The 23,753-nt window shown below is 72.4% G+C and carries 19 protein-coding genes and 2 pseudogenes; 14 read left to right on the top strand and 7 right to left on the bottom strand.

Going from position 1 to position 23,753, the window contains the following annotated elements:
• Positions 1-88: 88 nt before the first annotated feature.
• Both ACFY4A_RS40740 and ACFY4A_RS40735 read right to left on the bottom strand, forming a co-directional pair.
• The gene (locus tag ACFY4A_RS40740; RefSeq protein WP_390834365.1) at positions 89-1,177 is read right to left on the bottom strand and encodes a hydrogenase expression protein HypE; all 1,089 of its coding nucleotides are present in this window, start codon (positions 1,175-1,177) and stop codon (positions 89-91) included.
• A 259-nt stretch (positions 1,178-1,436) separates the two neighbouring features.
• Complete coding sequence (locus tag ACFY4A_RS40735) at positions 1,437-2,498, bottom strand: PucR family transcriptional regulator (RefSeq protein ID WP_390834364.1); 1,062 nt, start codon at positions 2,496-2,498, stop codon at positions 1,437-1,439.
• A gap of 213 nt (positions 2,499-2,711) precedes the next feature.
• Here ACFY4A_RS40735 and ACFY4A_RS40730 point away from each other — a divergent pair, with 213 nt between their 5' ends.
• The 9 genes and pseudogenes from ACFY4A_RS40730 to ACFY4A_RS40690 all read left to right on the top strand — a co-directional run bounded on the left by ACFY4A_RS40730 (position 2,712) and on the right by ACFY4A_RS40690 (position 15,045).
• Positions 2,712-3,164 (top strand): SPW repeat protein, encoded by a 453-nt coding sequence (locus tag ACFY4A_RS40730; protein ID WP_390834363.1) that lies wholly within the window; start codon positions 2,712-2,714, stop codon positions 3,162-3,164.
• Positions 3,165-3,329: 165 nt separating this feature from the next.
• Complete coding sequence (locus ACFY4A_RS40725; RefSeq protein ID WP_390834362.1) at positions 3,330-4,775, top strand: glyceraldehyde-3-phosphate dehydrogenase; 1,446 nt, start codon at positions 3,330-3,332, stop codon at positions 4,773-4,775.
• Between the two features lie 28 nt (positions 4,776-4,803).
• A pseudogene (locus ACFY4A_RS40720) lies at positions 4,804-5,301 on the top strand (GNAT family N-acetyltransferase); the annotation flags it as partial.
• A 116-nt stretch (positions 5,302-5,417) separates the two neighbouring features.
• A complete protein-coding gene (locus tag ACFY4A_RS40715; RefSeq protein WP_390834361.1) occupies positions 5,418-7,802 on the top strand; it encodes a SpoIIE family protein phosphatase in 2,385 nt (794 codons plus the stop codon).
• A 50-nt stretch (positions 7,803-7,852) separates the two neighbouring features.
• A complete protein-coding gene (locus ACFY4A_RS40710) occupies positions 7,853-10,648 on the top strand; it encodes a SpoIIE family protein phosphatase (protein WP_390834360.1) in 2,796 nt (931 codons plus the stop codon).
• Between the two features lie 701 nt (positions 10,649-11,349).
• On the top strand, positions 11,350-12,510 hold the full coding sequence (locus ACFY4A_RS40705; protein WP_390834359.1) for a PP2C family protein-serine/threonine phosphatase: 1,161 nt from the start codon (positions 11,350-11,352) through the stop codon (positions 12,508-12,510).
• A gap of 288 nt (positions 12,511-12,798) precedes the next feature.
• Positions 12,799-13,206 (top strand): roadblock/LC7 domain-containing protein, encoded by a 408-nt coding sequence (locus ACFY4A_RS40700; protein ID WP_390834358.1) that lies wholly within the window; start codon positions 12,799-12,801, stop codon positions 13,204-13,206.
• Positions 13,207-13,413: 207 nt separating this feature from the next.
• Positions 13,414-14,457, top strand: a complete 1,044-nt coding sequence (mgrA, locus tag ACFY4A_RS40695) for an L-glyceraldehyde 3-phosphate reductase (protein WP_390834357.1) — start codon at positions 13,414-13,416, stop codon at positions 14,455-14,457.
• A gap of 111 nt (positions 14,458-14,568) precedes the next feature.
• On the top strand, positions 14,569-15,045 hold the full coding sequence (locus tag ACFY4A_RS40690; RefSeq protein WP_390834356.1) for an SRPBCC family protein: 477 nt from the start codon (positions 14,569-14,571) through the stop codon (positions 15,043-15,045).
• A 143-nt stretch (positions 15,046-15,188) separates the two neighbouring features.
• Here the strand turns inward: ACFY4A_RS40690 and ACFY4A_RS40685 are convergent.
• Positions 15,189-15,471: pseudogene (locus ACFY4A_RS40685) on the bottom strand (cellulose binding domain-containing protein); the annotation flags it as partial.
• A 44-nt stretch (positions 15,472-15,515) separates the two neighbouring features.
• Between ACFY4A_RS40685 and ACFY4A_RS40680 the strand changes: the two are divergent.
• Both ACFY4A_RS40680 and ACFY4A_RS40675 read left to right on the top strand, forming a co-directional pair.
• Positions 15,516-15,641 carry a hypothetical protein gene (locus tag ACFY4A_RS40680; protein ID WP_390834355.1) on the top strand — a complete coding sequence of 42 codons (126 nt, stop codon included), beginning with the start codon at positions 15,516-15,518 and terminating at the stop codon, positions 15,639-15,641.
• Between the two features lie 352 nt (positions 15,642-15,993).
• Complete coding sequence (locus ACFY4A_RS40675) at positions 15,994-17,094, top strand: PP2C family protein-serine/threonine phosphatase (protein WP_390834354.1); 1,101 nt, start codon at positions 15,994-15,996, stop codon at positions 17,092-17,094.
• Positions 17,095-17,140: 46 nt separating this feature from the next.
• On the opposite strand, the gene ACFY4A_RS40670 is transcribed toward ACFY4A_RS40675, so the two are convergent.
• Positions 17,141-18,214, bottom strand: a complete 1,074-nt coding sequence (locus tag ACFY4A_RS40670) for an NAD(+)/NADH kinase (RefSeq protein WP_390834353.1) — start codon at positions 18,212-18,214, stop codon at positions 17,141-17,143.
• A gap of 249 nt (positions 18,215-18,463) precedes the next feature.
• Here ACFY4A_RS40670 and ACFY4A_RS40665 point away from each other — a divergent pair, with 249 nt between their 5' ends.
• Positions 18,464-18,634, top strand: coding sequence for a DUF5670 family protein (locus tag ACFY4A_RS40665; RefSeq protein ID WP_390834352.1), 171 nt, complete (start codon positions 18,464-18,466; stop codon positions 18,632-18,634).
• An 82-nt stretch (positions 18,635-18,716) separates the two neighbouring features.
• Here the strand turns inward: ACFY4A_RS40665 and ACFY4A_RS40660 are convergent, their stop codons facing one another.
• From ACFY4A_RS40660 to ACFY4A_RS40650, 3 genes are all read right to left on the bottom strand, one after another.
• Positions 18,717-19,736 carry a sigma-70 family RNA polymerase sigma factor gene (locus ACFY4A_RS40660; RefSeq protein ID WP_390834350.1) on the bottom strand — a complete coding sequence of 340 codons (1,020 nt, stop codon included), beginning with the start codon at positions 19,734-19,736 and terminating at the stop codon, positions 18,717-18,719.
• A gap of 129 nt (positions 19,737-19,865) precedes the next feature.
• Positions 19,866-20,090: a DUF2249 domain-containing protein gene (locus tag ACFY4A_RS40655; protein ID WP_390834349.1), complete on the bottom strand. Its 225-nt coding sequence runs from the start codon at positions 20,088-20,090 to the stop codon at positions 19,866-19,868.
• A 91-nt stretch (positions 20,091-20,181) separates the two neighbouring features.
• Positions 20,182-20,514, bottom strand: a complete 333-nt coding sequence (locus tag ACFY4A_RS40650) for a cupin domain-containing protein (RefSeq protein ID WP_390834348.1) — start codon at positions 20,512-20,514, stop codon at positions 20,182-20,184.
• A 192-nt stretch (positions 20,515-20,706) separates the two neighbouring features.
• Between ACFY4A_RS40650 and ACFY4A_RS40645 the strand changes: the two genes are divergently transcribed.
• Both ACFY4A_RS40645 and ACFY4A_RS40640 read left to right on the top strand, forming a co-directional pair.
• A complete protein-coding gene (locus ACFY4A_RS40645) occupies positions 20,707-22,062 on the top strand; it encodes a PP2C family protein-serine/threonine phosphatase (protein ID WP_390834347.1) in 1,356 nt (451 codons plus the stop codon).
• Between the two features lie 127 nt (positions 22,063-22,189).
• Positions 22,190-23,749 (top strand): hypothetical protein, encoded by a 1,560-nt coding sequence (locus tag ACFY4A_RS40640; RefSeq protein ID WP_390834346.1) that lies wholly within the window; start codon positions 22,190-22,192, stop codon positions 23,747-23,749.
• The last annotated feature ends 4 nt before the right edge of the window (positions 23,750-23,753 follow it).

Here is a 23,753-nt window from a genome sequence, read left to right as displayed (position 1 = left end):
TCGGTCTGAACCTCGTTCCTCGCTGCGGGCTGGGAGAGCGTGCTTGCCACCGGTCGGCGCGGCGGCCGGATGTGCGCCGGCCGCGCCCTCAGGGACGCCAGCGCGGGTCGTAACCACTGGTCAGTTTGCGTTTGTTGTGGCGCCACTTGGGCTCGTGGTTCACCATGTCGTTCGTCAGGCCGCGCAGTCGCCGGATGACCGCCCCGTACGGTTTGACCAGCATCGACGACAGGGTGCCGCCGGGCGGCTCGTCCATGAACGGCATGAACGCGTCGGGGAAGCCCGGCATGGTGCAGCCGATGCAGATGCCACCGACGTTCGGGCATCCGCCGATGCCCGCCATCCAGCCCCGCTTGGGCACGTTGCAGTTCACCACCGGACCCCAGCAGCCCGTCTTCACCAGGCACTTGGGGGAGTTGTAGTCCATGGCGAAGCTCGCCTGCTCGTAGTACGAGCCCCGGTCGCAGCCCTCGTGGACCGTCTTGCCGAACAGCCACTGCGGGCGCAGCATGTGGTCCAGCGGCGGCGCCGGCGCCGTCCCCGCCGCGTGGTAGAGCACCCAGATCAGGGTCTCCATGAAGTTCTCCGGCTGGATCGGGCAGCCGGGCACGTTCACCACCGGCAGGCCGCTCTCCGCCTTGAAGTCCCAGCCCAGGTAGTCGGCCAGCCCCATGCAGCCCGTCGGGTTCCCCGCCATCGCGTGGATGCCGCCGTAGGTGGCGCAGGTGCCGGCCGCGACCACCGCCCAGGCCCGGGGAGCGAGCTGGTCGATCCACCAGTTCAGCGTCTGCGGTTCCCCGGTGTCCGGGTCGTTGCCGAACGACGTCCAGTATCCGTCCCCGTCGATGATCCGCTGGTTCGGGATCGAACCCTCGATGACGAGGATGAACGGGGTCAGCTCACCGCGGGCCGCGGCCCGGTACGGGGCGAGGAAGTCCTCGCCGCCCAGGCTCGGCGAGAGCACCTTGTTGACCAGGTTCACCTTCGGCAGACCGGGGATCAGCCCCAGCACCACGTCCTCGATGGAGGGCTGGTCGGCCGCGGTCAGCGAGACGGTGTCGCCGTCGCAGCTCATGCCCTCGGAGATCCAGAGGATGTTGATCTCGTCGAAACCCGCGCGCTCCTGACGCGTCGCGGGCTCCCGGCTGACTTCAGCGGTACCGCCTTGGGTCGTCATGTCGTCGGCCTCCCATGGAGTCGGTGGCGGAGTCGGTCGCAGGCGGCGGCCCGAAGGCCGCGGCATGCCGGGGCGGACGTCGCGGTACCGGCCGGACCGGCCGGGGAGAACGCGTGGTCCTCCGGGCCACGGCGGCGCGACGCACCCACCGAATCCCCTCACCAGGCTCACACCGGTCCCGGAGCGCCGCTCGTTGTGTACGGGCGATGGGGTGAACGGCGCCGCCGTCGCGCGGCCGGCGCTCCTCGGCCCCGGCCCGTCAGAGCTCGGCGGCGGGCCAGCCGAGGAGGCGCGCGCCGATCACGGCGGTCTGGAGCGTGTAACGGTGCACGGGGTCGGCCGGGTCGGCTCCGGTCAGCTTGTGGATGCGCTCCAGGCGGTAGGTGAACGCGCGCACGCTGAGGTTGAGGCGGCGGGCCGCTTCCGCGGCCGTGCAGCCGGCGTCGAAATAGGCGGTCAGGGTGTCCAGGAGCGGCTGGGCGCCGCCGCGGGCGGCCGTCAGCGGTCCCAGCGTGTCGCGGACCAGATCGGCCATGGCCTGCCGGTCGCGGGTCAGGACGGGATACACCAGGAGGTCGGCGGCCCGTAGGACGGGCTCCTGGAGGTCCAGCCGGTCGGCGAGTTCCAGGGCGTTGAGGGCCTCCTCGTAGGAGTGGACCACTCCCCCGGCGCCCGGGTGGGGACGTCCGATGGCGACCCGGCCGCCGTCGGTGAAGGCGTATGCCTGCTTGGCGAAGAACGCCAGGACGTCGTCCTGGTCGCCCGGGGCGATGCAGATGAGCCGGCCGTCCTTGGTGGTGAGCAGGATGCGCCGGTCACCGAACCGGGCGACCACCTCGGTCTCGACGTACCGGATGGCCGGGTGCGTGTCGTCGACGGGCTCCCCGCCCTGGGCGACGGCCACCGCGTGGGCGCGGGAGAACAGCAGTCCGTAGCGTTCCGCGCGCTCGCCCAGCCGCCCGAGGTCGCTGCGGCCGTAGAGCAGGTCGTCGATGAACTCCCGGCGGGCGGCCTCCTCCTTGCGCATGGCGAGTTTCTGCGCGCGGTCGTGGCCTTCGGCGAACGCGTCGACGGCCTGCTCCACCGCGGTGAGGACCTGTTCGACGCCGGCGGACGCCAGCGCGGGCGCGAAGGCCCTCGCCTCGGAGAGATGCCGGCGGACGAGTCTGCGCAGTCCGTGGCCGGCCTCCGCCGCCCGCTCCCCGTGGGCGCGCAGCAGGTCCAGCTCGTCGCGGGTCAGGCGGCGTCCGGTGGCACAGACGTCGGTCAGGATCTGCACGTACCCCGTCAGATATTCGTCGGGCACCTCTGGCCCCGTCACTCGCCCTCCCCGGACCCCCGCACGTCATCGGCGTCTTCTTGACACACGCTCGACAAGATTGGCAGACGGCTCCGCGCTCCACGCACAGGGCTCGCACTGTGACGCAACTCACTACAGGAATGCTGACATGTGTAGATAAACCACCCATAAGGGGGAAATCTCCATACAGGAAAAGCTCCACACTGGCAATCTCATGGAGAGGAGACGGCAGTGATGTCGTATCCGCAGCACTCCACCGGCCCCGGAATGAGCTCGCACCCAGAGATCGCCGAGATGCGAGAGCGCCTCGAGCGGACGGCCGCCAGCAACCGGGCGATCGTCGTCGAGGGGCTGATCGTCCTGGCCGGTGTCTACGCCGCGATTTCCCCGTGGGTGGTGCACTTCGCCGCCCAGCCCAATATCGCCGTCAACAATCTGATCATCGGCATCACCGTCGCACTGGTCGGTCTCGGCCTCACCCTGGCCCCCGAGCGCATGTTCCGCCTGGCGTGGATCACCGCCCCGCTCGGCGTGTGGCTGATCATCTCCCCCTGGGTCGTGACCGCGACCCACGGCGCCCGGGCCGGCATCATCTGGAACAACTGCTGGCTGGGCGCGATCACAGCCCTGCTGGGGCTCGCCGCCATGGGCATGACCGTCGGACTCACCCGCCGCACCCGCCAGTGAGGCGGGACCGCCCCAACCGGCCACAACGAAGGGACCGCACCCACCGACCACCGAGGAATCCCGGCAGTGGGCCGTACCCGGCACGACAGCGGGTACGGCCCACTGTCATGATCGACAAGCCATGGGGTTAGCATATGAGCGCCGCCTAGCTCGAAAGATAGATCTGTGACTGTCAACGACGACTCGTTCACCAACTGGAAGCACCGCGAAGAGATCGCGGAGTCGATGATCCCGATGATCGGGAAGCTGCACCGGGAGCGGGACGTCACCGTCCTCCTCCACAGCCGCTCCCTGGTGAACAAGTCGGTGGTGAGCATCCTCAAGACCCACCGGTTCGCCCGTCAGATAGCCGGTGAGGAGCTGTCCGTCACCGAGACGCTCCCCTTCCTGCGGGCCCTGACCACGCTCGACCTCGGGCCCTCCCAGATAGACATCGGCATGCTGGCCGCGACGTACCGTGAGGACGACCGCGGCCTGTCGGTGGAGGAGTTCACCGCCGAGGCCGTCGCCGGCGCCACCGGCGCCAACAAGATCGAGCGCCGCGACGGACGCGACGTCGTCCTCTACGGCTTCGGCCGCATCGGCCGGCTCGTGGCGCGCCTGCTCATCGAGAAGGCCGGCTCCGGCAACGGCCTGCGACTGCGCGCCATCGTCGTCCGCGGAGGTGGCGAGCAGGACATCGTCAAGCGTGCCTCGCTGCTGCGCCGCGACTCCATCCACGGCCAGTTCCAGGGCACGATCACCGTCGACGAGGCGAACAGCGCGATCATCGCCAACGGCAACGAGATCAAGGTGATCTACGCCGACGACCCGACGTCGGTGGACTACACGGCGTACGGCATCAAGGACGCCATCCTCATCGACAACACCGGCAAGTGGCGCGACCGCGAGGGCCTGTCCAAGCACCTGCGCCCCGGCATCGACAAGGTCGTGCTGACCGCGCCGGGCAAGGGCGACGTCCCCAACATCGTCCACGGCGTCAACCACGACGACATCAAGCCGGACGAGCAGATCCTGTCCTGCGCCTCCTGCACCACCAACGCGATCGTCCCGCCGCTGAAGGCGATGGACGACGAGTACGGCGTGCTGCGCGGCCACGTGGAGACCGTCCACTCGTTCACCAACGACCAGAACCTCCTGGACAACTACCACAAGGCCGAACGCCGCGGCCGCTCCGCGCCGCTCAACATGGTCATCACCGAGACCGGCGCCGCCTCCGCCGTGGCCAAGGCGCTGCCCGACCTCACGGCGAAGATCACCGGCAGCTCGATCCGCGTGCCGGTGCCGGACGTCTCCATCGCGATCCTCAACCTGCAGCTGGCGCGCGAGACCAGCCGCGAAGAGGTCCTGGACTACCTGCGCAACGTGTCGCTGACCTCGCCGCTCAAGCGCCAGATCGACTTCACCAGCGCTCCCGACGCGGTCTCCAGCGACTTCATCGGCTCGCGCCACGCCTCGATCGTCGACGCCGGCGCCACCAAGGTCGAGGGCGACAACGCGATCCTCTACCTGTGGTACGACAACGAGTTCGGCTACTCCTGCCAGGTCATCCGCGTCGTCCAGTACGTCTCCGGGGTGGAGTACCCGACCTACCCGGCGCCCGCGGTCTGATCCGCACCCGCTTGTCCGACGGGGGGAAGCGGTGTGTGAGACTGCGCCCATGATCCGCACCGCGACCCCCGCCGACGTCCCCGTCATCCACGCCCTGATCCGCGAACTGGCCGAGTACGAGAAGGCCCTGGACGAGGTAAGGGCGACGCCGCAGCAGCTCGCCGAGGCACTGTTCGGCGAGCGCCCCGCGGCGTTCGCGCACATCGCGCAGGACGCGGGCGGCGAAGTGGTGGGCTTCGCCCTGTGGTTCCTCAACTTCTCCACCTGGCGGGGCGTACACGGCGTCTACCTCGAGGACCTCTACGTCCGCCCGGAGGCCCGCGGCGGCGGGTACGGCCGGGCACTGCTGACGGAGCTGGCCCGGGTCTGCGTCGAGCGCGGGTACGAACGCCTGGAGTGGTCGGTCCTGAACTGGAACACGCCGGCGATCGGCTTCTACGAGGCCCTCGGAGCACGCCCGCAGGACGAGTGGACGGTGTACCGGCTGACCGACGAGCCGCTGAAGGCACTGGCGGCGGGGGCGTAGCCGGGCCCCGGCGTCCCGACCCGCCCGCGCTCCCCGCCCCACCCGTCTCCCGGGCGGCGGGACACCGCCCCCGATGGCAACATTGCTGGTGGGGGTCCTGCCCGTAGGATGAAGGCATGGGCGTCAACGGCGTGAGCGGTACGAGTCCGGGCGATCCGTTCACCACGACCACGGCGGTGGCGGTCGTCGACGCCGACGGGCTGATCACCTACTGGAGCCACGGAGCCCAGGACCTGCTCGGCTACTGCGCCGCCGACGTCGTACGGCATCCAGCGCGGGCGCTGCTGGGCGGCCGCGCCCCGACCGCCGCGGTGTCCCGGCTGCACCGGAGCGACCGTGCCGGGAAGACCGTGGTCACGGTGCGCCACCGCGCGGGCCACGCGGTGCGGCTCGCCGTGCGGGTGTGCCCGCTGCTCTCCGACGACGGCCGCCGCGACTGGCTCGTCCTCGGGACAGGCGTCCCGGCCGGCACTCCTCCCACCGGCACCGCCCCTACCGACACCGCAAGGACCGGCACCGCCCCCACCGGCACCGACGCGACCGACACCGCCCCGACCGGCTCCCACACGGGCACGACGTCGTCGGTCGTGACCCGGCACGCCCGGCAGAGGCTGGTCTCCGGGCAGCACCAGGTCACCGTCACCCACGCGCCGCCCCGGCACGGCAGGACAGCCCGGTCCGGCCGCGAGCGCTCCTGGCCTCGCTCCTTCTTCCCGCTGCACGACGGCGCGGGCCGTACGCTCGGGATCTGCTACGCCGCCCGGGACGTCACCGTCCAGGACCCGACCCGCGAGCGGCTGGTGCTGCTGAACGCCGCCAGCGAACACATCGGAAGCACTCTGGATCTCGACCGGACGGTCCAGGAGTTCGCGGAGGTCGCCGTCCCGCAGCTCGCCGACTTCGTGGCCATCGATCTCCTGGACGTCGCGACCACGGGGAAGGGCCCGCCCACCCGCTCGCCGGGCGGCCCGGTCCCGCTGCGCCGGGCGGCCCATCTGTCGATCCGGCCGGACCTGCCCAAGGTGATCTCCGAGGTCGGCGAACCCATCCGGTACCCCGCCGGGTCCCTGCAGAACCGGTGCCTGGCCACCGGAGAACCCAGCCGTGAGGCCCTCGGCCCGGGGACGCCCTGGCTCCCCGACGACCCGGTGCGGTGGACCGGGATCAACCGGTTCGGGGTGCACACGCACCTGGTGCTGCCGCTGCGGGCCCGCGGCGTCACGATGGGCGTGGTGACCCTGTTGCGCTGGGAGAACCCCGAGCCCTTCACCGAGGACGACCAGCTCCTGATCGAGGATCTGGTGGCACGGGCCGCCGTGTGCGTGGACAACGCCCGGCGATTCGCCCGCGAGCACCAGGCCGCGCTCACCCTCCAGACCAGCCTGCTGCCGCCCAACCTGCCCTCGCACAACGCCGTCGAGGTCGCCCATCGCTATCTCCCCGCCGACGCGGAGTCGGGGGTGGGCGGGGACTGGTTCGACGTCATCCCGCTCTCCGGTGCCCGGGTCGCGCTGGTGGTGGGCGACGTGATCGGGCACGGCCTGCACGCCGCGGCCAGCATGGGCCGGCTGCGCGCCGCCGTGCAGACGCTGGCCGACCTGGATCAGTCCCCGGACGAGCTGCTGGCACACGTGAACGACCTGGTGATGCGCCTGTCGGACGAGGCGGAGGCGGCCGCCGAGGGCCCGGCCGCGGCCGGCGCGACCTGCGTGTACGCCATCTACGACCCCATCGCCCGGACGATGGTCGTGGCGCGCGCCGGACATCCCACCCCGGCCGTCGCGCACCTGAGCGAGCCCGTGGAGTTCCCCGACATCCCCGCCGGCCCGCCCCTGGGGCTGGGCGGACTGCCGTTCGAGTCGGCCGAGATCCCGTTGGAGGAGGGCAGCGTCATCGCCCTCTACACCGACGGGCTGATCCAGGCGTCGGACCAGGACGTCGACGTCGGGATCGAGCGGCTGTGCTTCGCCCTGGCCCACCCCGACCGGCCGCTGGAGGAGATCTGCGACATCATGGTCCGCGCCCTGCTGTCGGACCGGCCGCGGGACGACGTCGCCTTCCTCGTCGCCAGGACGCGTGTCCTCAGCCCGGACCGCGTGGCCTCCTGGGACGTACCCGCCGACCCGTCGGCCGTGCGCGTGGTGCGCGACGACGTCAGCGGCCGGCTGTCCCAGTGGAACCTTGAGGAGCTGGCCTTCACCACGGAGCTGATCGTCAGCGAGCTGGTCACCAACGCCATCCGGCACGCCGTCGGGCCGATCAATCTTCGCCTCATCCACGAGCGCACCCTGATCTGCGAGGTCTCGGACGGCGGCCACACCTCCCCGCACCTGCGGCGCGCGCGCAGCACGGACGAGGGCGGACGGGGCCTGTTCCTGGTCGCCCAGCTCGCCCAGCGCTGGGGCACCCGGTACACCGGCTCCGGAAAGACGATCTGGACGGAACAGCCCTTGCTCGGTGATATCCAGGTGAAACCACCGATCCACAATGGGTGGGATTGATCGAACATACCGGTCGCCCGGCAGGGAACCGCGGTGTTAGAAATGAGTGCATGGTCGGTTGTTCCCGCCGGTCCCGGAGGGCAGCGCAACCGCCGTTCAGTGAGCGGCGGGCGGACGATCAGGCCCGCCGCCCGGTGACCGGGACGGCCCGGAGTGCCTCCGGGTTTCGCTTTGCGCCGTTCCGGCGGCCTGGCACGGTGGCCGCGCAGGTCTTCCTGTTGCAGGTGGTCGTCGTCCTGGTGCTCGTCGCCGCGGCCGCCACCGCCGTGGTGCTCCAGCGGCGGAACGACGGGGAGAACATCGCCAAGGCGCGCTCCCTGGCCGTCGCTGAGGCGTTCGCGCAGGCACCCGGTACGGCTGCGGCCCTCCAGTCGCCCGATCCGTCGGCGCTGCTGAGGGTCCCGGCGGAGAAGGCGCAGCTGAGTTCCGGTGTCGACTTCATCTCCGTGCTGAACAATCGGGGCGTGCGGCTCACCGACCCGGAGCCGCGGCTGATCGGCACTCCGGCGCAGGAGATCGGCCGGGCCCTCGCGGGCAAGACCTTCACGGAGACGTTCCACGGCAGCCCGACCGACTCCGTACGCGCGGTGGTACCCGTGGTGGGCGCCAGCCGGCACGTGGTCGGCATCGTCACCGCGGGAATCGAGGTCCAGACCCTGGGGCACCTGCTGGACCAGCAGATTCCGATGGTGCTGGACGCGGCGGCGCTGGCCGTGGTGCTCGCGACCGCCGGCACCTTCCTCGTCAGCCGGCGGCTGCGCCGCCAGACCCGCGGTCTCGGCCCGACCGAGATGACCCGCATGTACGAGCACCACGACGCCGTCCTGCACGCGGTGCGCGAGGGCGTACTGATCGTCGACGCCGACGGACGGGTCCTGCTCGCCAACGACGAGGCGCGCCGGCTGCTGGACCTCCCCCGCGACGCCGACCAGCGGCACGTCACGGAGCTGGGCCTGGGGCCGGGGATGACGCGGCTGCTGAAGTCGGGCGAGGTCGCGTCCGACGCGGTGTTCCCGGCCGGGGACCGGCTGCTGGCGGTCAACACCCGGCGCACGACCCCGTACGGCAACGCCCCGGGGCTGGTGGCCAGCTTCCGTGACACCACCGAACTGCGGGCCCTGTCGGGCCGGGCCGAGCTGGCCCGGGAACGCCTGACGCTGCTGTACGAGGCCGGGGTGCGGATCGGCACGACGCTGGACGTGCGGCGTACCGCGCAGGAGCTCGCCGAGGTGGCGGTCCCGCGGGTGGCGGACATCGTCACCGTGGAGCTGCTGGAGTCCGTACTGCACGGCGAGGAGCCCACCGGAACGATGCACCGGATGCGCCGCACCGCGCTGCACGAGGCCAACCGGCGCAGCCCGCTCCAGCCGGTGGGCGACCTCATCCAGTTCGTGGTGGCCGACACGTCGATGGGGGCGACGCTGCGACGCGGCAAGGCGGTGCTGGTGCCGGACCTGCACCGCGCGCAGGACTGGCGGTCCCGGGATCCCCAGGGTGCGGTCCGGGTGCTCGACCACGGCATCCATTCGCTGATCACCGTTCCCCTCAGGGCGCGGGGCGTGCCCCTCGGCATGGTCAACTTCTGGCGGGGTGCCGGCTCGCCCCGGTTCGAGGAGGAGGACGTCGCGGTCGCCGAGGAGTTGGTGGCCCGGGCGGCGGTGGCGATCGACAACGCCCGCCGCTACTCCCGCGAGCACGCGATGGCGGTGACGCTTCAGCGCAGTCTGCTCCCCAGGGACCTGCCCGACCAGGACGCGCTGGAGGTGGCGTGGCGGTATCTGCCGGCCCAGTCCGGTGTGGGCGGCGACTGGTTCGACGTCATCCCCCTGCCCGGCTTCCGGGTGGCGCTGGTGGTCGGCGACGTCGTGGGGCACGGCCTGCACGCGGCGGTGACGATGGGCCGGCTGCGCACGGCGGTGCTCAACTTCTCGTCCCTGGACCTGCCTCCCGAGGAGCTGCTCGGCCATCTGGACGAGATGGTGATGCGGCTGGACACCCAGACGGCGAGCACGGACGGCGAGGTGTCCGCGGTCACGGGGGCCACCTGCCTGTACGCCATCTACGACCCGGTGGGCGGCCACTGCGCCATCTCCCGCGCGGGTCACGTCGTACCGGCCGTGGTGGACCCCATGGGACGGGTGACCTTCCCGGACCTGCCCCTGGCACCGCCGCTGGGGGTGGGCGGGCATCCGTTCGAGACGGGTGAGCTGAGCCTGCCGGAGGGCAGCCGGCTCGTGCTGTTCACCGACGGTCTGATCGAGGACCGCAGTCGGGACATCGACGAGGGGCTGTCGATGCTCGCCGAGACCGTCGCGCCTGCGGACCGGACGCCGGAGGAGACCTGCCGGGCGCTGATGGAGGTGATGCTGCCGGAGCATCCGAGCGACGACGTGGCCCTGCTCGTCGCCCGGACGCGGCTGCTCGATCCGTCGCGGGTGGCGGTCTGGGACGTGCCGTTCGAGGCGGAGGCGGTCTCCCGGGTACGCGGCGAGGTGACGCGTCGACTGCACGACTGGGGGCTGGAGGAGTCCTGCTTCGCCACGGAACTGGTGCTCAGCGAGCTGCTGACCAACGCCATCCGCTACGGCGCCGAACCCGTGCGGGTCAGGATCCTGCTCGGGCGCACGCTGATCTGCGAGGTGTCGGACGGCAGCAGCACCTCGCCGCACCTCAGGCGCGCGGCGACCACCGACGAGGGCGGCCGCGGCCTGTTCCTGGTCTCGCAGTTCGCGGACCGGTGGGGCACGCGCTATGTGGCGCACGGCAAGGTGATCTGGGCGGAGCTGAGCCTGGACGGCCACCCGGAGCCGGACCCGGAGGCGCTGCTGGACGCGATGGCATGGTGAACCGACCGACAACGCCTCTTCCCACACCGAAGCCGGGTGCGCGGCCGACCACCGAAGCGGTCGCGCCGTCCGGTCTCCGGTGCGGAGGCCGCACCGGAGACCACCATGCGCATCGCTCCGGGTCCGGCCCCACGGGACGCCGTGACCGCCGGCCCCTCCTCCTGCCCGGGCCTCCCGGTCGGTACCACCACGGCGGCGCCGCCGGCCACGGGTGGCAGGGGCCTCTGTCCGACCCAGCGGGCTGGGCCCGGCCTCCATGTCCATGAGCCCGCGCGGCGGGCCGGGCCCGCGCTGCCGGCCTGGTCGTCGGGGCGGGGTCGACTCCGACTGCCTGCCGGTACGGAGAGACGGCGGGCGGCGGCCGCCGGATGCCGGGACGGTGGCCGACGGACGCCTCGGGGCCGGTCCGGCAAGCGCGAGCGCGGCGGTGGGGCGCGGGCCCGCGTACCCGGCGCTGGGCACCGCCTGGGCGGGCCCTCCTCTGGTCGGGGCGTGCGCGAGCACTCGCCGCCGGACGGCGGGTGCCACCCGAACAGGCGCCCGACACCGGGGACACCCCGGGTTTTCCGCCTTCGCGGGCCCGCCGCCGGTCCATGCGGCGGCGGGACGGACCCGCGGCGGCCGGCCGAGGGGTCGTCCCCGGCCGGTGAACCGGGTGACTGCGCTCGCACGCCGTGCTGCAGCGGTGCACTGTGGTAGGCGTGAGTTCCTGGCAGGGGCGTTTCGCCGACCGGGCGCAGGAACGGCAGTCAGGTCACATACTGTTGCTGATCCCGGTCGCGCTCATCGTCCTCATCACCGTGTCCGACATCGTGGCTCCTTCCGACATCGTGCTCGGTCCGCTGCTGGTGATAGCTCCCGCGATCACCGCGTGGTTCGAGGGACCGTGGATCACAGGGGCCATCGGTGCCGCCGCGGTGGCGGCCCAGGGATTCGCGGGCTGGCGGCTGGGCATCCTGCCGTCGCGGGAAGTGTTCGTACAGATGATCGCCCTCGCAGTGCTCTCCTTGCTCGTGGTGGCCCTGTGCGCGGTCCGGGATCGGCGTGCACGCGAGCTGGCCCAGGTCCGGTCGGTCGCCGAAGCCGCTCAGCGGGTGCTGCTGTGGCCCCTGCCGACCAGGCTGGGCCCGCTTCAGCTCGCCTCCCTCTACCTGGCCGCCGAGGACGAGGCGTCGATCGGCGGCGACCTCTACGCGGCCGCCCGCACCGACAGCGGTGCCCGGGTGATGATCGGCGACGTGCGCGGCAAGGGGCTGCCCGCCATCGGCGAGGCGGCCCTGCTGCTCGGCGCCTTCCGGGAGGCCGCTCATCACCACGCCGCCCTGCCCTCGCTCGCCGCCTCCCTGGAGCGGAGCATCACCCGCTACCTGTCCGACTTCGAACCGGAGGAGGAGGCCGGGGAGCGCTTCGTCACCGCCCTGCTGCTGGAGATCCCGGACGAGGAACCGGTCGTGCGGCTGACCAGCTGCGGACATGTGGCCCCGCTGCTGCTGAGACAGGACCGGTCGGTGGCCACGCCCGACCTCACTCCCGCCCCGCCGCTCGGGGTCGGCCTGACCGACCCGAACGGCTCCATCGTCGACGTCCTGCCCTTCGGTCTCGGCGACACCCTGCTGCTCTACACCGACGGGGCCGTGGAGGCCCGTGACGGCCGCGGCGTCTTCTACCCGCTGGTCGAGCGGACGGCCCAGTGGTCCGACGGCTCCCCGGAGTCCCTGCTCCACCACGTCCAGCGCGACCTGCTCGCCCACACCGGCGGGCGCCTCGACGACGACGTGGCCCTGATCGCGATCCGTCGCGTCCCGGCCTCGTCCACCGCCCATCGCTTCGGCCGGATGGTTCAGGCCCACGCTTCCAGCTGAACGGTGCCGGCAGGGATACTCACCCCAGGGATTGCCAAGACGATCACCAAGGCTCGTATAGTGACCGGCAGTTGAGCAACACGTGTCACCGGCGAGTGCCAGGCCCTGCCCCAGGGCCAGACCGAGGCAGCCGCCGCTGGGCCGTGCACGCCGTCGCACCCGACCCGGCGGCGTCATCCGATACGGCCCCCGAGGCGGCAGAGCGCGCACGACGCCGCCACCCCGCCGACACGGCCCGGCTTCCCCGCACTCCCACCCGTACGAGCACCCGGAAGGCGACACCACCTCATGACCGGCCAGACCACCGCCGACGACAAGCTCACCTGGCTCCTGGAGGGCCTGCTGGAGCGGACCCCGGGCGCGCGGCACGCGCTCGTGCTGTCCCGGGACGGACTGAAGCTGTGCCGCACCCCGGAGCTCACCCCCGACCAGGCCGACCAGCTCGCCGCGATCGCCGCCGGCATCCAGTCGCTGTCCCACGGCGCGTCCGTCGAGTTCGGCGACGGCACCGGCGGCGTCCGCTCGGCGATGACCGAGTTCTACGGAGGGGTGCTGTTCATCGTCGAGGCCGGCGAGGGCGCGCATCTGGCGCTGATCACCACCGAGGACGCGGACGCCGGGCTCGTCGGGCACACCATGAGCGAACTCGTGGAGCAGCTCGGCGAGCACCTCACCGCGCCGCCCCGCGCCTCCTGAGCCGGCCCGGCCGGAACGGCGCCCCGGACGGCCCCCGCACCGTCGCCGGCGGGCGCGCCGCCCGCGCCGTACGCCCGGTTCGCAAGCGCCGGGCGCCGAGTCCGACGGGACGGAGCGGTTGGACTTCAGGATCATGCTGGAGCAAGGTGGGGGCGTCCCCTCGATCCCGGGGAGACGCCCCTGAACGCACCACTCGGAGACCACCCGATGACCTACGTCGCGGATGCTGAGCGTTACCAAGGCACCATGCGCTACCGCCGCACCGGGCACTCAGGGCTCGACCTGCCCGTCCTGTCCCTGGGCTACTGGCACAACTTCGGCGACGACCGGCCCTTCGAGACCCAGCGCGAGATCGCCCTGCGCGCCTTCGACCTGGGCATCACCCATCACGACCTGGCGAACAACTACGGCCCGCCCTACGGCTCGGCGGAGATCAACTTCGGGCGTCTGATGAAGCGGGACCTCGCGCCGTACCGGGACGAGATGGTGATCTCCACCAAGGCGGGCTGGGACATGTGGCCCGGCCCGTACGGGCAGGGCGGTGGTTCCCGCAAGTACCTGCTCGCCTCGCTGGACCAGTCGCTGAAGCGCATGGGCCTGGACTATGTCGACATCTTCTACTCCCACCGGCTGGACGCGAGCACGCCGCTGGAGGAGACGATGGGCGCGCTGGACACCGCCGTCCGCCAGGGCAAGGCCCTGTACGTCGGCATCTCCTCCTACGACGCCGAGCGAAGCCGGCAGGCCGCCGCCATCCTGCGCGAGCTGGGCACCCCGCTGCTCATCCACCAGCCCTCGTACAGCATGGTCAACCGCTGGATCGAGACCGAGGGGCTGCTCGACGTGGCGGAGGAGGAGGGTTTCGGTGTCATCGGTTTCACCGCCCTGGCCCAGGGGCTGCTGACCGGGCGCTACCTCCAGGGCGTGCCGGAGGACTCGCGGGCCGCGCAGGGCACCTCCTTCGACACCGCCTGGCTGTCCGAGGACATGCTGCGCAGGCTGCGGGCCCTGAACGACATCGCGGCCCGCCGCGGGCAGACCCTCGCGCAGATGGCCCTCGCCTGGGCCCTGCGCGACGAGCGCGTCACCTCCCTGGTGATCGGCGCCTCCCGGGTGGAGCAGCTGGAGCAGAACGTGGCCGCGCTGGACCGCATGGACTTCAGCGCCGAGGAGCTGGCCGAGATCGACAAGTACGCCACCGACGGCGGCGTCGACCTGTGGCGGGCCGCCCGCACCGGAAAGCTCGGCTGACCCGCGCCGAACCGGTCGTGAACCGGGCTCCTCGGGGTACTCGTCGCCCCTGCCGGGGATTCCGCGGCGGGACACCCGTCCCGCCGCCGATCAGCGAGACAGGAGGCGCAGATGAGCACGGTCAAGGAAACGGTTGAAGTCGACGTCCCCGTCCACACCGCCTACAACCAGTGGACGCAGTTCGAGGAGTTCCCGAGGTTCATGGAGGGTGTCGAGGAGGTCAGGCAGCTCGACGACCGTCACAACCACTGGACCACCAAGATCGGCGGCGTCCAGCGGGAGTTCGACACCGAGATCGTCGACCAGATGCCCGATGAGCGCATCACGTGGCGCACCACCACCGGCGACACCCGGCAGAAGGGCATGGTCCGCTTCGAGCGCGTCGACGACACGCACACCCGCGTGGAGCTCGTCATGGAGGTCGAGCCCAGCGGTGCCGTGGAGACGGCTGGGGACATGCTGGGCGTGGTCGACCGGCGCGTAAAGGGTGACATGAAGCGCTTCAAGCAGTACATCGAGGAGCGCGGAGGCGAGTCCGGGGCCTGGCGGGGCCGTCTCCGGCCCGAGGAGTCCGGCCCCTCCCTCTGAGTCCCGCGGAATCCACGGGCCCCTCGGAATCCGGCGAGCCCGGCCGCACCGCGCCCCGGCTGCCCCGACGACCGAGTCGAGGGCGCCGGGGCGCGTCCGCGCGGCGGTGGGGTCCTCCCGTTCGGCGAGGACGATCATCGGATTCAATTCACCTGGCAGGCGGCTCCGTTGAGGGCGAAGGACGCCGGATCACCGGCGTTTCCATTGTGTTCGGCCTGGAAGCCCGGGCCGGTGGAGGCTCCGGGGGCCAGACCGGCGTTGTAGGAGACGTTGCGGACGGTGACGGCGCCGCTCGCCCGGGGAGAAGGTGGCGTTCCAGCCTGAGGTGATGGTCTGTCCCGCCCGCAGGGTGAAGGCCAGCGCCCGTCCCTCGATCGGCGCGGTGCCGGTGTTGGTCACCGTGATGGACGCGGTGAGCCCGGTGTTCCCTGTGGAACGGCACCGCCGGCTGGGACGGCAGCGGCAACGTCATGACCGTGCGCGCCGCCTCCTGCAACGGCAGTCTCGCGGCGGGCGCCTCGACCGGCTTCGGCTTCACCGCGGTGAAGAACGGCAACAACTCCACACCGGCGCTCGGAGCCTGCGCGGCGTCCTGATCGGGCCAGGCCGCTCCACGCACGACCGGGGCGCACCTCGCACGGCGCCCCGGTCGTGTCCGTCCGGGGCGGCGGCCTCCGGCCTCGCTGACATGCCCTTGCCTGGAGCAATGCCGAGGCGGTGGCGGTGCGACGCAGCAGGCTGGTGGTCTTGATCAAGCCCGCCGGGAGTACCTGTGAACAGGCCGCCTGAGTGTTTCCGCGAGGACCGTCGCCCGGAGCCGGGCCGCACCGCCGTGCGCCGGCCCGGACCCGCCACGCTCCCGCGGCCTCCCGGGTCCCGTGGGGCCGAACGGTGAGGCGGCCCGGCCGCGACACGGGCAAGCCGCGCGAGCCGAGGGAGCAGTCGCCGGTGCCCGCCCAGCCCTTGTGGCTGCGCTGGCTGCCGGTCTTCTACGTCGTGGTGGTCCTCATCGTCGAACCGATCACTCCGGTTCAGTGGCCCGTGAGCTTCGTGCTCACCGCCCTGCCCCTGGTGGCCGCCTTCGGGTACGGCCCCGGCGTGGTCGCCGCCGTCACGGTGTTCGCCATCGTCTTCGAGGGCGTCCTGGCCGGCACCCCGTGCTGTGCGGGCCGTCCCGTGGGCTATCTGTGGGACCGCCACTACGTGGCCAACTACGTCTGCACCTTCGTGGTGGGCATCCTCGGCACGATCCTCGCGGCGCACCGTACGCGCCGCGAGCACACCCTCGCCACGGTGCGTTCCGTGGCGGAGACCGCGCAGCGCGTTCTACTGCGCCCGGTCCCGCACCGTCTCGGCCAGGTCTCCGTGGAGACCTTGTACCTCTCCGCCGCGGCCGAGGCGCAGATCGGCGGCGATCTGTACGAGGCCGTGCCGACGGCGCACGGAGTGCGTCTGCTCATCGGCGACGTCCGCGGCAAGGGCCTGGCCGCCGTGGAGACGGCCGCGACAATGCTCGGAGCCTTCCGGGAGGCCGCACCCGACGAGCCCGATCTGGCCGGTCTGGCCCGGCGCGTGGAGCGCAGCATGAGCCGCTACGCCGCGCAGCTGCCCGGCGCGGAGGCGGCCGAGCGCTTCGCGACGGCGGTGTTCGCGGAGATCCCCGACGACGAGCACGTCGTGCGTCTCGTCAACTGCGGCCACCCGCCTCCGCTGCTCGTCAGCGCGGGCCGGGTCACCGAGCTGGAGTCGACCGCGCCCTCGCCGCCCATCAACCTCGGTGGGCTGTTCGGAGACGGTTACCACGTGGACGTCGAGCCCCTCCGGCCCGGCGACAAGTTGCTGCTGTACACCGACGGTGTCACCGAGACCCGCGACCCCACCGGCGCCTTCTACCCGCTCGCCGAGCGCGTCCGGCCGTGGGCCGGCCTTCCGCCCGGCGAGCTCCTGGAGCACCTGCACGTGGATCTGCTCGCCTACAGCGACGGACACCTCGACGACGACCTGGCCGCGCTCGCCGCCCACCGCCTGCCCATGGAGCCCCGCCCCTGAGCAGGCAGGCGTGGGAGGCCCTGGGGCCAGCCGGTTCACCGGGGATTCACGGGACCCGTGTGGCGTCGCCGGGGCGGGTCGGTATGGCCAGGTGGGCGAGGTCCGCCGGTGGGGGTGACGTCACCGGCCACAGCGGGGCCGGGGTGCCGTCGGCGACCGCGGCCGGGGCGTCGGTGAGATTCATGCGGTCGCGCAGACGGCCGTAGAAGTCCATGGGGCCCAGCCGGACGGCCCGCAGCCGGCGCGCGGCGGCGTAGACGCCGATCCAGTCACCGGGGTCGAGCACACCGCGCAACTGGCCGTCGATGCTGACGGCGGCCTGGCCCGAGCGTTCCAGGACGCGCAGGCCGACCGGTTCGTCCGGCGCGGCCACGACCGAGCGGTTGAACACCATGTGCGGGGCGACCGGCGTGAAGACCAGGGCGTCCGCGCGGGGCGAGACGACCGGGCCCCCCGCGGCGAAGCTGTAGGCCGTGGAACCTGTCGGCGTGGCGACCAGCAGCGCGTCGGCCGAATAGGACGCCAGGAGCCGGCCCGCGAGGTAGACGCCGACGGACACCTGCCGGTCCCGGGCCAGCTTCTCCAGCACGACGTCGTTCAGCGCGGTGACGTTCAGCGGGATGCCCCAGTCGCCACCGGCCTGGCAGTCGGCGCGGACCCGCGGCGGCGGCAGGATCGGGCGACGGCCGTAGCGCATCAGCTCCTCGATGTCCGCGGGCACCTCCAGGCGGCGCGAGGCGCGCAGGTTGAGCATCATCCGGCTCTCCACCGTGAGGCGGCCCGCGACGACGGCGTCCAGCGCGGCGCGCACGACCGTGACGGGCACCTCCGTGAGGAAACCGACCCGGCCGAGGTCGACGCCCAGGACCAGGGCGTCGTTCACGGCGGCCAGCCGGGCGCCGCGCAGGAACGTGCCGTCGCCGCCCAGGGTGACGATGAGGTCCGGGTCGCCGGCGGCCTCGACCTCCTCCCGGGAGCTGCGCCGCCCTCCGTCGTGCCACACGTCGATGTCCGCGCACCCCACGCCGTGCTCGTCGCACCACTCACGCACGGTGCGGGCGGCGGCCGCGGCCTCACCGCGCCCGCCGTGGACGACCAGGCCGATACGACGCACCGTCACCTCTGCCTCCGGATCTCCGCACCCGAGCCGACTCGATGCCGGACGCCATCCTCACCGCGCGGCGCGGACGACCCCGCGGAACGTCACGGCGCCGGACGGCCCCGCTCCCCCGCACCACCGCGTCCGGCCGCACGAGCCGGGGCGCGGGCAGCATCCACGAGTTCCCCCGCTTCAAGTGCGGAAACACCGGAATTCCCGGCGTGTTTTCCCGAGCAAGGCGGGCATTCGGAGGTCCGGAGGTTGATATCCATGGTTCCCTTGCTGCTGGTTCTTCTGCTCGCCCTGATCCTCTTCGGCGTCGGGTTCGCACTGAAGGCGCTGTGGTGGATCGCGGTCATCGTGCTCGTGCTGTGGCTGCTCGGTTTCCTCGTACGGCCCGCGGGCAGCGGCGGCCGAAGGGGCCGCTGGTACCGCTGGTGACGGCCGCAGCCGCGGTCCGCGGCGGTCGGGGTGGAGCCGTGCGCCCGGTGATCGTGCCGGGCGCACCGTTCTGCCCGTGGCGTCAGCTCGCCCACGCCAGGAGCCGTTCGCCGGGCTCCTGTTCCCTCAGCTGGGCCAGTGACTGCTTCTCCAGCTGACGTACGCGCTCACGGGTCAGGCCCACGTGCTGGGCGACCTCCTTCAGGGTGCGCTGGTGCCCGTCGTGCAGGCCGTACCGCAGGCTGAGGATGAGAGCCTCGCGCGGCGCGAGTGTGTCGACGGCCTCCCGCAGTTCCGCGGCCAGCGCCTGGTACTCGGCGACCTCGGGGGCCCGCAACACCTCCGTGTCGGCGATGAGATCGCCGACGACCGTCTCACCGGTGTCGTCCACCGGCATGTCCAGGCTGATCACCTGCCGGCCGACGCGGCGCAGCCAGACGACCCTGTCCTCGGCGAGGCCGCTCTCGCGGGCGACCTCCTCGACGCTCGGCTCGTGTTCGAGGCGCAGCTGCAACTTGCGTTCGATCTTGGCGAGCTTCTGCAGCTGCTCCACGACGTGCATCGGCAGCCGCACGGAACGCGCGTGCGTGGCGAGGCCGCGCTCCATCGCCTGGCGGATCCACCAGGTGGCGTAGGTGGAGAACTTGAACCCCTTGGTGTGGTCGAACTTCTCCACGGCCCGGATGAGCCCCAGATTGCCCTCCTGGATGACGTCGAGGAGCGGCAGCCCTCGGTGGGCGTGGCGTTTGGCCATCGCCACGACGAGCCGGAGGTTGGCCCGCACCATGTGGTCCTTGGCCTCCTGGCCGTCCCGCACGGCGGCCTCCAGTTCCCGCCGGCGCTCCGGCGCGAGCTCACGGCCGTCCTCGTCGGCCTGCCGCAGTTCCTCCGCGGCGTGCAGACCGGCTTCGATGTGCTGGGCGAGCCGCACCTCGCCCTCAGCGTCGAGCAGCGGTGTCGCACCGATCTGGCGCAGGTACTGACCGAGCAGGTCGGTTTCGCCGTCGGGTTCGGGCACCGCGTCGTACCGCTTGCCGGCACGGACCGGCGCCCGTCGTCCGGTGCGTGCGGACGCCGCCGTCCTCTGCTTCGCGGGAGCCATCGCGCGCTCCTCATCTTCTCGCGGCCGCCGCCCGGGTACCCGAAGCGGCCGCGGGCTATACGTCCTGGCCGGGGTGCGGGTCCTCGCCCGGGCGCGGGGAGCCGTCCCGCCCAGCGGTGGACGAGGGGCTCAGGCCTCGGGAGCCCTCCGGCCGATGCGGACCTGCCGTCGCGAGGGTCCGGATTCGAGGTGGTCCCAGGTGAACACACCGGGGTGGGCGGCTTCGAACTCGCGGCGCAGCGGCTTGGGCTCGTGGTTGTTGACCAGGGTGAACGCTTCGCCGGGCCCCAGGTGGGCGAAGCGGGCGAAGATGCGCGGGTGGCGCCCGCGCTGCGGGGGCGATTTCCCCACCATTACATGGGCTGTTCGTAAAATTAGCGGGCACGGCCCTCCGTCGATCGCCGCACCGCCACCGCCGGGGGGAGGGACGCGGGTGACCGCCGGGTCAGGCCGTCTTGGTGACCGTCAGCAGGGCCGCGGCGTCCTCGACGGCCTCCAGGCTGTGCCGGGCCTGCGGCACGATGAGCAGATCCCCCGCCATGCCCTCCCACGACGTGTCGCCGCTGCGCAGCACCACCCGTCCGCGCAGCACCAGCACGGTCGCCTCACCGCGGTTGTCGTGCTCGGCCAGGGCCGTGCCGGCGCGCAGGGTGATGAGGGTCTGGCGCAGCACGTGTTCGTGACCGCCGTAGACGGTCTCCGCGCTGCGGCCGGCCGAGGACGCCTCGGCCCGTCCGAGGTGCTCGCGCGCGAGGGCGTCGAGGGAGATCTTCTGCATCACTGTGACTCTTCCTCACGAGGGGACCTGAGCTGGGCAGTTCCGTAGCGTACGCCGGTGCGCCGCCGCCTTCGGGCTTTCCCGTCCGGCTCGTGGCGAGTGGGGGAGGCCACCCCCTCCCACTCGGCGTAAGGTGGCCGTGCCGGGGCCCGGACGGTGAGGACGAGCACCGGCCCTGCCGGGAGGTGCCCCATGTCGGACGATCCATGGCGGCCGGAGCCGGAAGAGACGGCCGGCCAGAGGGCCGCCGCAGCCCCGGGAAGCGGCCGGACGCCGGGTGGTGAGGCCTACGAGGAGCTCAGCGCCCGGATCCGGCAGCTCAGCCTGGACCGCCGCAGGCTGCACCGCCTGCTGGACGCGGTGGTGGCCATCAGCGCCGACAGGGACACCCGCACCGTGCTGCGGCACCTGGTGCAGGCGGGCACCGATCTCATCGCCGCGCGCTACGGCGCCCTCGGCGTGCTCGGCGAGGGCGGGGGGATCGTCGACCTGATCACCGTCGGCGTCGACGCCGAGCGGCTCCTGGCCGAATCCGGGCTCCCGCAGGGCCATGGACTGCTGGGCGAGCTGATCGAGGCGCCCAAGCCGTTGCGGGTCGACGACATCGCCGCCGATCCCCGCTCGGCCGGCTTCCCCGACGGCCACCCGGTCATGACCACGCTGCTCGGGGTCCCGCTGACCGTGCGCGACACCGTCTACGGCAACCTCTACCTGGCCGACAAGGAGGACGGCACGCCGTTCGCCGACGCCGACGAGGCCCTGCTGACCGCGCTGGCCAGCGCCGCGAGTGTCAGCATCGAGAACGCCCGTCTGTACGAGCGGCTCAAGCGGTCCGCCGAACAGTTCCAGCGCCGTCTGCTGCCGGTGCTGCCCGACCTGTCCCCGCTGCGGGTGGAGGCCCGCTACGAGCCGGCGTCCGAGCTGCCCCACCTCGGTGGTGACTGGTACGACGCCCTCGGGCTGCCCGACGGGGCGGTCCTGGTCGTCGTCGGTGACGTGACCGGCCACGACGTGGAGGCGGCGCCGCTGATGGGGCAGATCCGCAACATGCTGCGGGCCTTGGCCCTCGACCGGTGCGGGCCGCCCAGCCTGATCGTGGACAGGCTCGACCGGGCGCTGACCGCGTTCGGTGATCCGTCGGCCGCCACCCTGGTCCTGGCCCGCATCGAGTGGGAACCCGACGCCGGGTACGTCCTGCGCTGGACCAACGCCGGGCACCCGCCGCCGCTGCTGATCACCGCGGAAGGCACGGCCCACTGCCTCGCTCCCGACGCCCACGGCATCCCGGTCGGCGTCGAACCGGGCCTGCCCCGTCCCGACCACAGGCACCCGCTGCCCCCGGAGAGCACCCTGCTGCTGTTCACCGACGGCCTGATCGAGCGCCGTGACCGGGACATCGACGCCGGCCTGCGGGACCTGGCGGACCATGCCGCCGCCCTGGCCTGCGCCCCGCTGGACGCGCTGTGCGACGCGCTGCTCGGCCGCCAGGACGCCTACGACGACGACGTGGCCCTGCTGGCCCTGCGCGTGCCACGCCTGCCGGGCTGAGCGAACGTCCGGGAATCCGCCGCTCCCCCGGACGGCCCAACAGCACTGGGCAGGAGGGGGAGATGGCGCGTGAGCGGTCGGTGCGTGGTGGAAGGCATGGCGAACCTGCGAGTCGGAGGAGGGCCTGATGCCGGATGCTGTGGTCGAGGGTGCCGTGGGCGGCGACAGTGCCGTGCCGGTCGGCCCAGGCGGGCGGCCCTTCGAGCAGGTGAGCGCGGTCGCCGACGCCGTCCTCTACGAGGGCTACCTGCTCTATCCGTACCGCCGCTCCTCCTCCAAGAACCGCGTCCGGTGGCAGTTCGGGGTGCTGCTGCCGCGGAACTGGGTGGAGCGCGACGGACCCGTCACGGTCGGCGTGTCCGGCTCCGCCGACTCCTGGTACCAGCAAACCGAGTGCCTGCTGCGGGTCCACGGGCCCGACCCCGTCCTGCGGATCAGGGTGCGCTACCTCCAGGCGCAGCACAAACAGGTGGAGGAGACCGGTCCGGACGGCGGGCACCACGCCGTGGAGTCGCTGCGGGCCGGCGACGGCACGACGCATCTGACCTTCGACGAGGCGGTGCCGCGCGAGACCGACCTCGTCGTATCGCTGGAGGACCTGCTGCGGCGGGAGTGCACCGCCCCGGTGGGAGCGGCGGCCGGCGAGGAGAGCGAGTCGCCGGCCGGGGGCGCCGGGCGGATCGTACGGCGGCGCGCGGAGATCCGGGCGGACACCACGCTCACGGCGGAGCGCCTCGCGGACGGCCTGGTCCGGCTGCGCGTGCGCACCGAGAACACCGGGCACGCGGCAAACCCGCAGGACCCGCGGGACGCGGCACTGCGCCAGGCGCTCATCGCCACGCACACCCTCATCGGCGGCACGGACGTGGAGTTCGTCTCGCTGACCGACCCGCCGACGGACCTGCTGGAGCACGTCCGCGACTGCCGCAACGCGTTCACCTTCCCCGTCCTCGGCGGCGAACCGGCCGCCACGGGCGACGGCACCGGCGCCGCCCGCCACGCGCAGTCGTCGGACGGCGGCACCGGACCCGTGCTGCTCTCCGCGCCGATCATCCTGCCCGACCGTCCCCGGGTCGCGCCCGAGAGCCCGGGCGACCTGCACGACGCGGCGGAGATCGACGAGATCCTGACGTTGCGGACGATGCTCCTGACCGACGAGGAGAAGCGCGAGGCGCGCGCCACCGACCCGCGCGCCGCCGAGATCCTGGACCGGGTGGACAACATGCCCCCGGAGGTCCTCTCCCGGCTGCACGGCGCCATCCGCTCACTGGCTCCCGCGGCACCCGCCGCGCCCACCGCCGCCACGGCCGTCGCCGGCACGGCCGCCCCAGGAGGCCTTGCCGCGGAGCGGCCCGCCTGGTGGCAGGAGGGCGGTGACGACGGCCTCTCCCCCACCACCGAGACGGTGCTCGTCGAGGGGGTGCCCGTAGGAAGCGGCAGCCGTGTCCGGCTGCGTCCGCGGGGCCGGGGTGCCGACGCCCAGGACATGTTCCTGGCCGGGCGGGCCGCGCACGTGGCCGCGGTCTTCCACGACGTGAACGGCAGCGTGCACCTCGCCGTCACCCTCGACGACGACCCGGCGGCCGAACTGCACAGCTGGTACGGCCGCTTCCACTACTTCCGGCCCGACGAGCTGGAGCCGTACACCACCGCCGATCCCCGGAACCCGAACAGTGAGGGGCAGTAATTCG

Source organism: Streptomyces sp. NPDC001292 (assembly GCF_042896465.1).
Taxonomy (GTDB): domain Bacteria; phylum Actinomycetota; class Actinomycetes; order Streptomycetales; family Streptomycetaceae; genus Streptomyces.
Note: the sequence above shows the minus strand (reverse complement) of the source record. Positions and strands in the feature narration are given on the sequence as shown.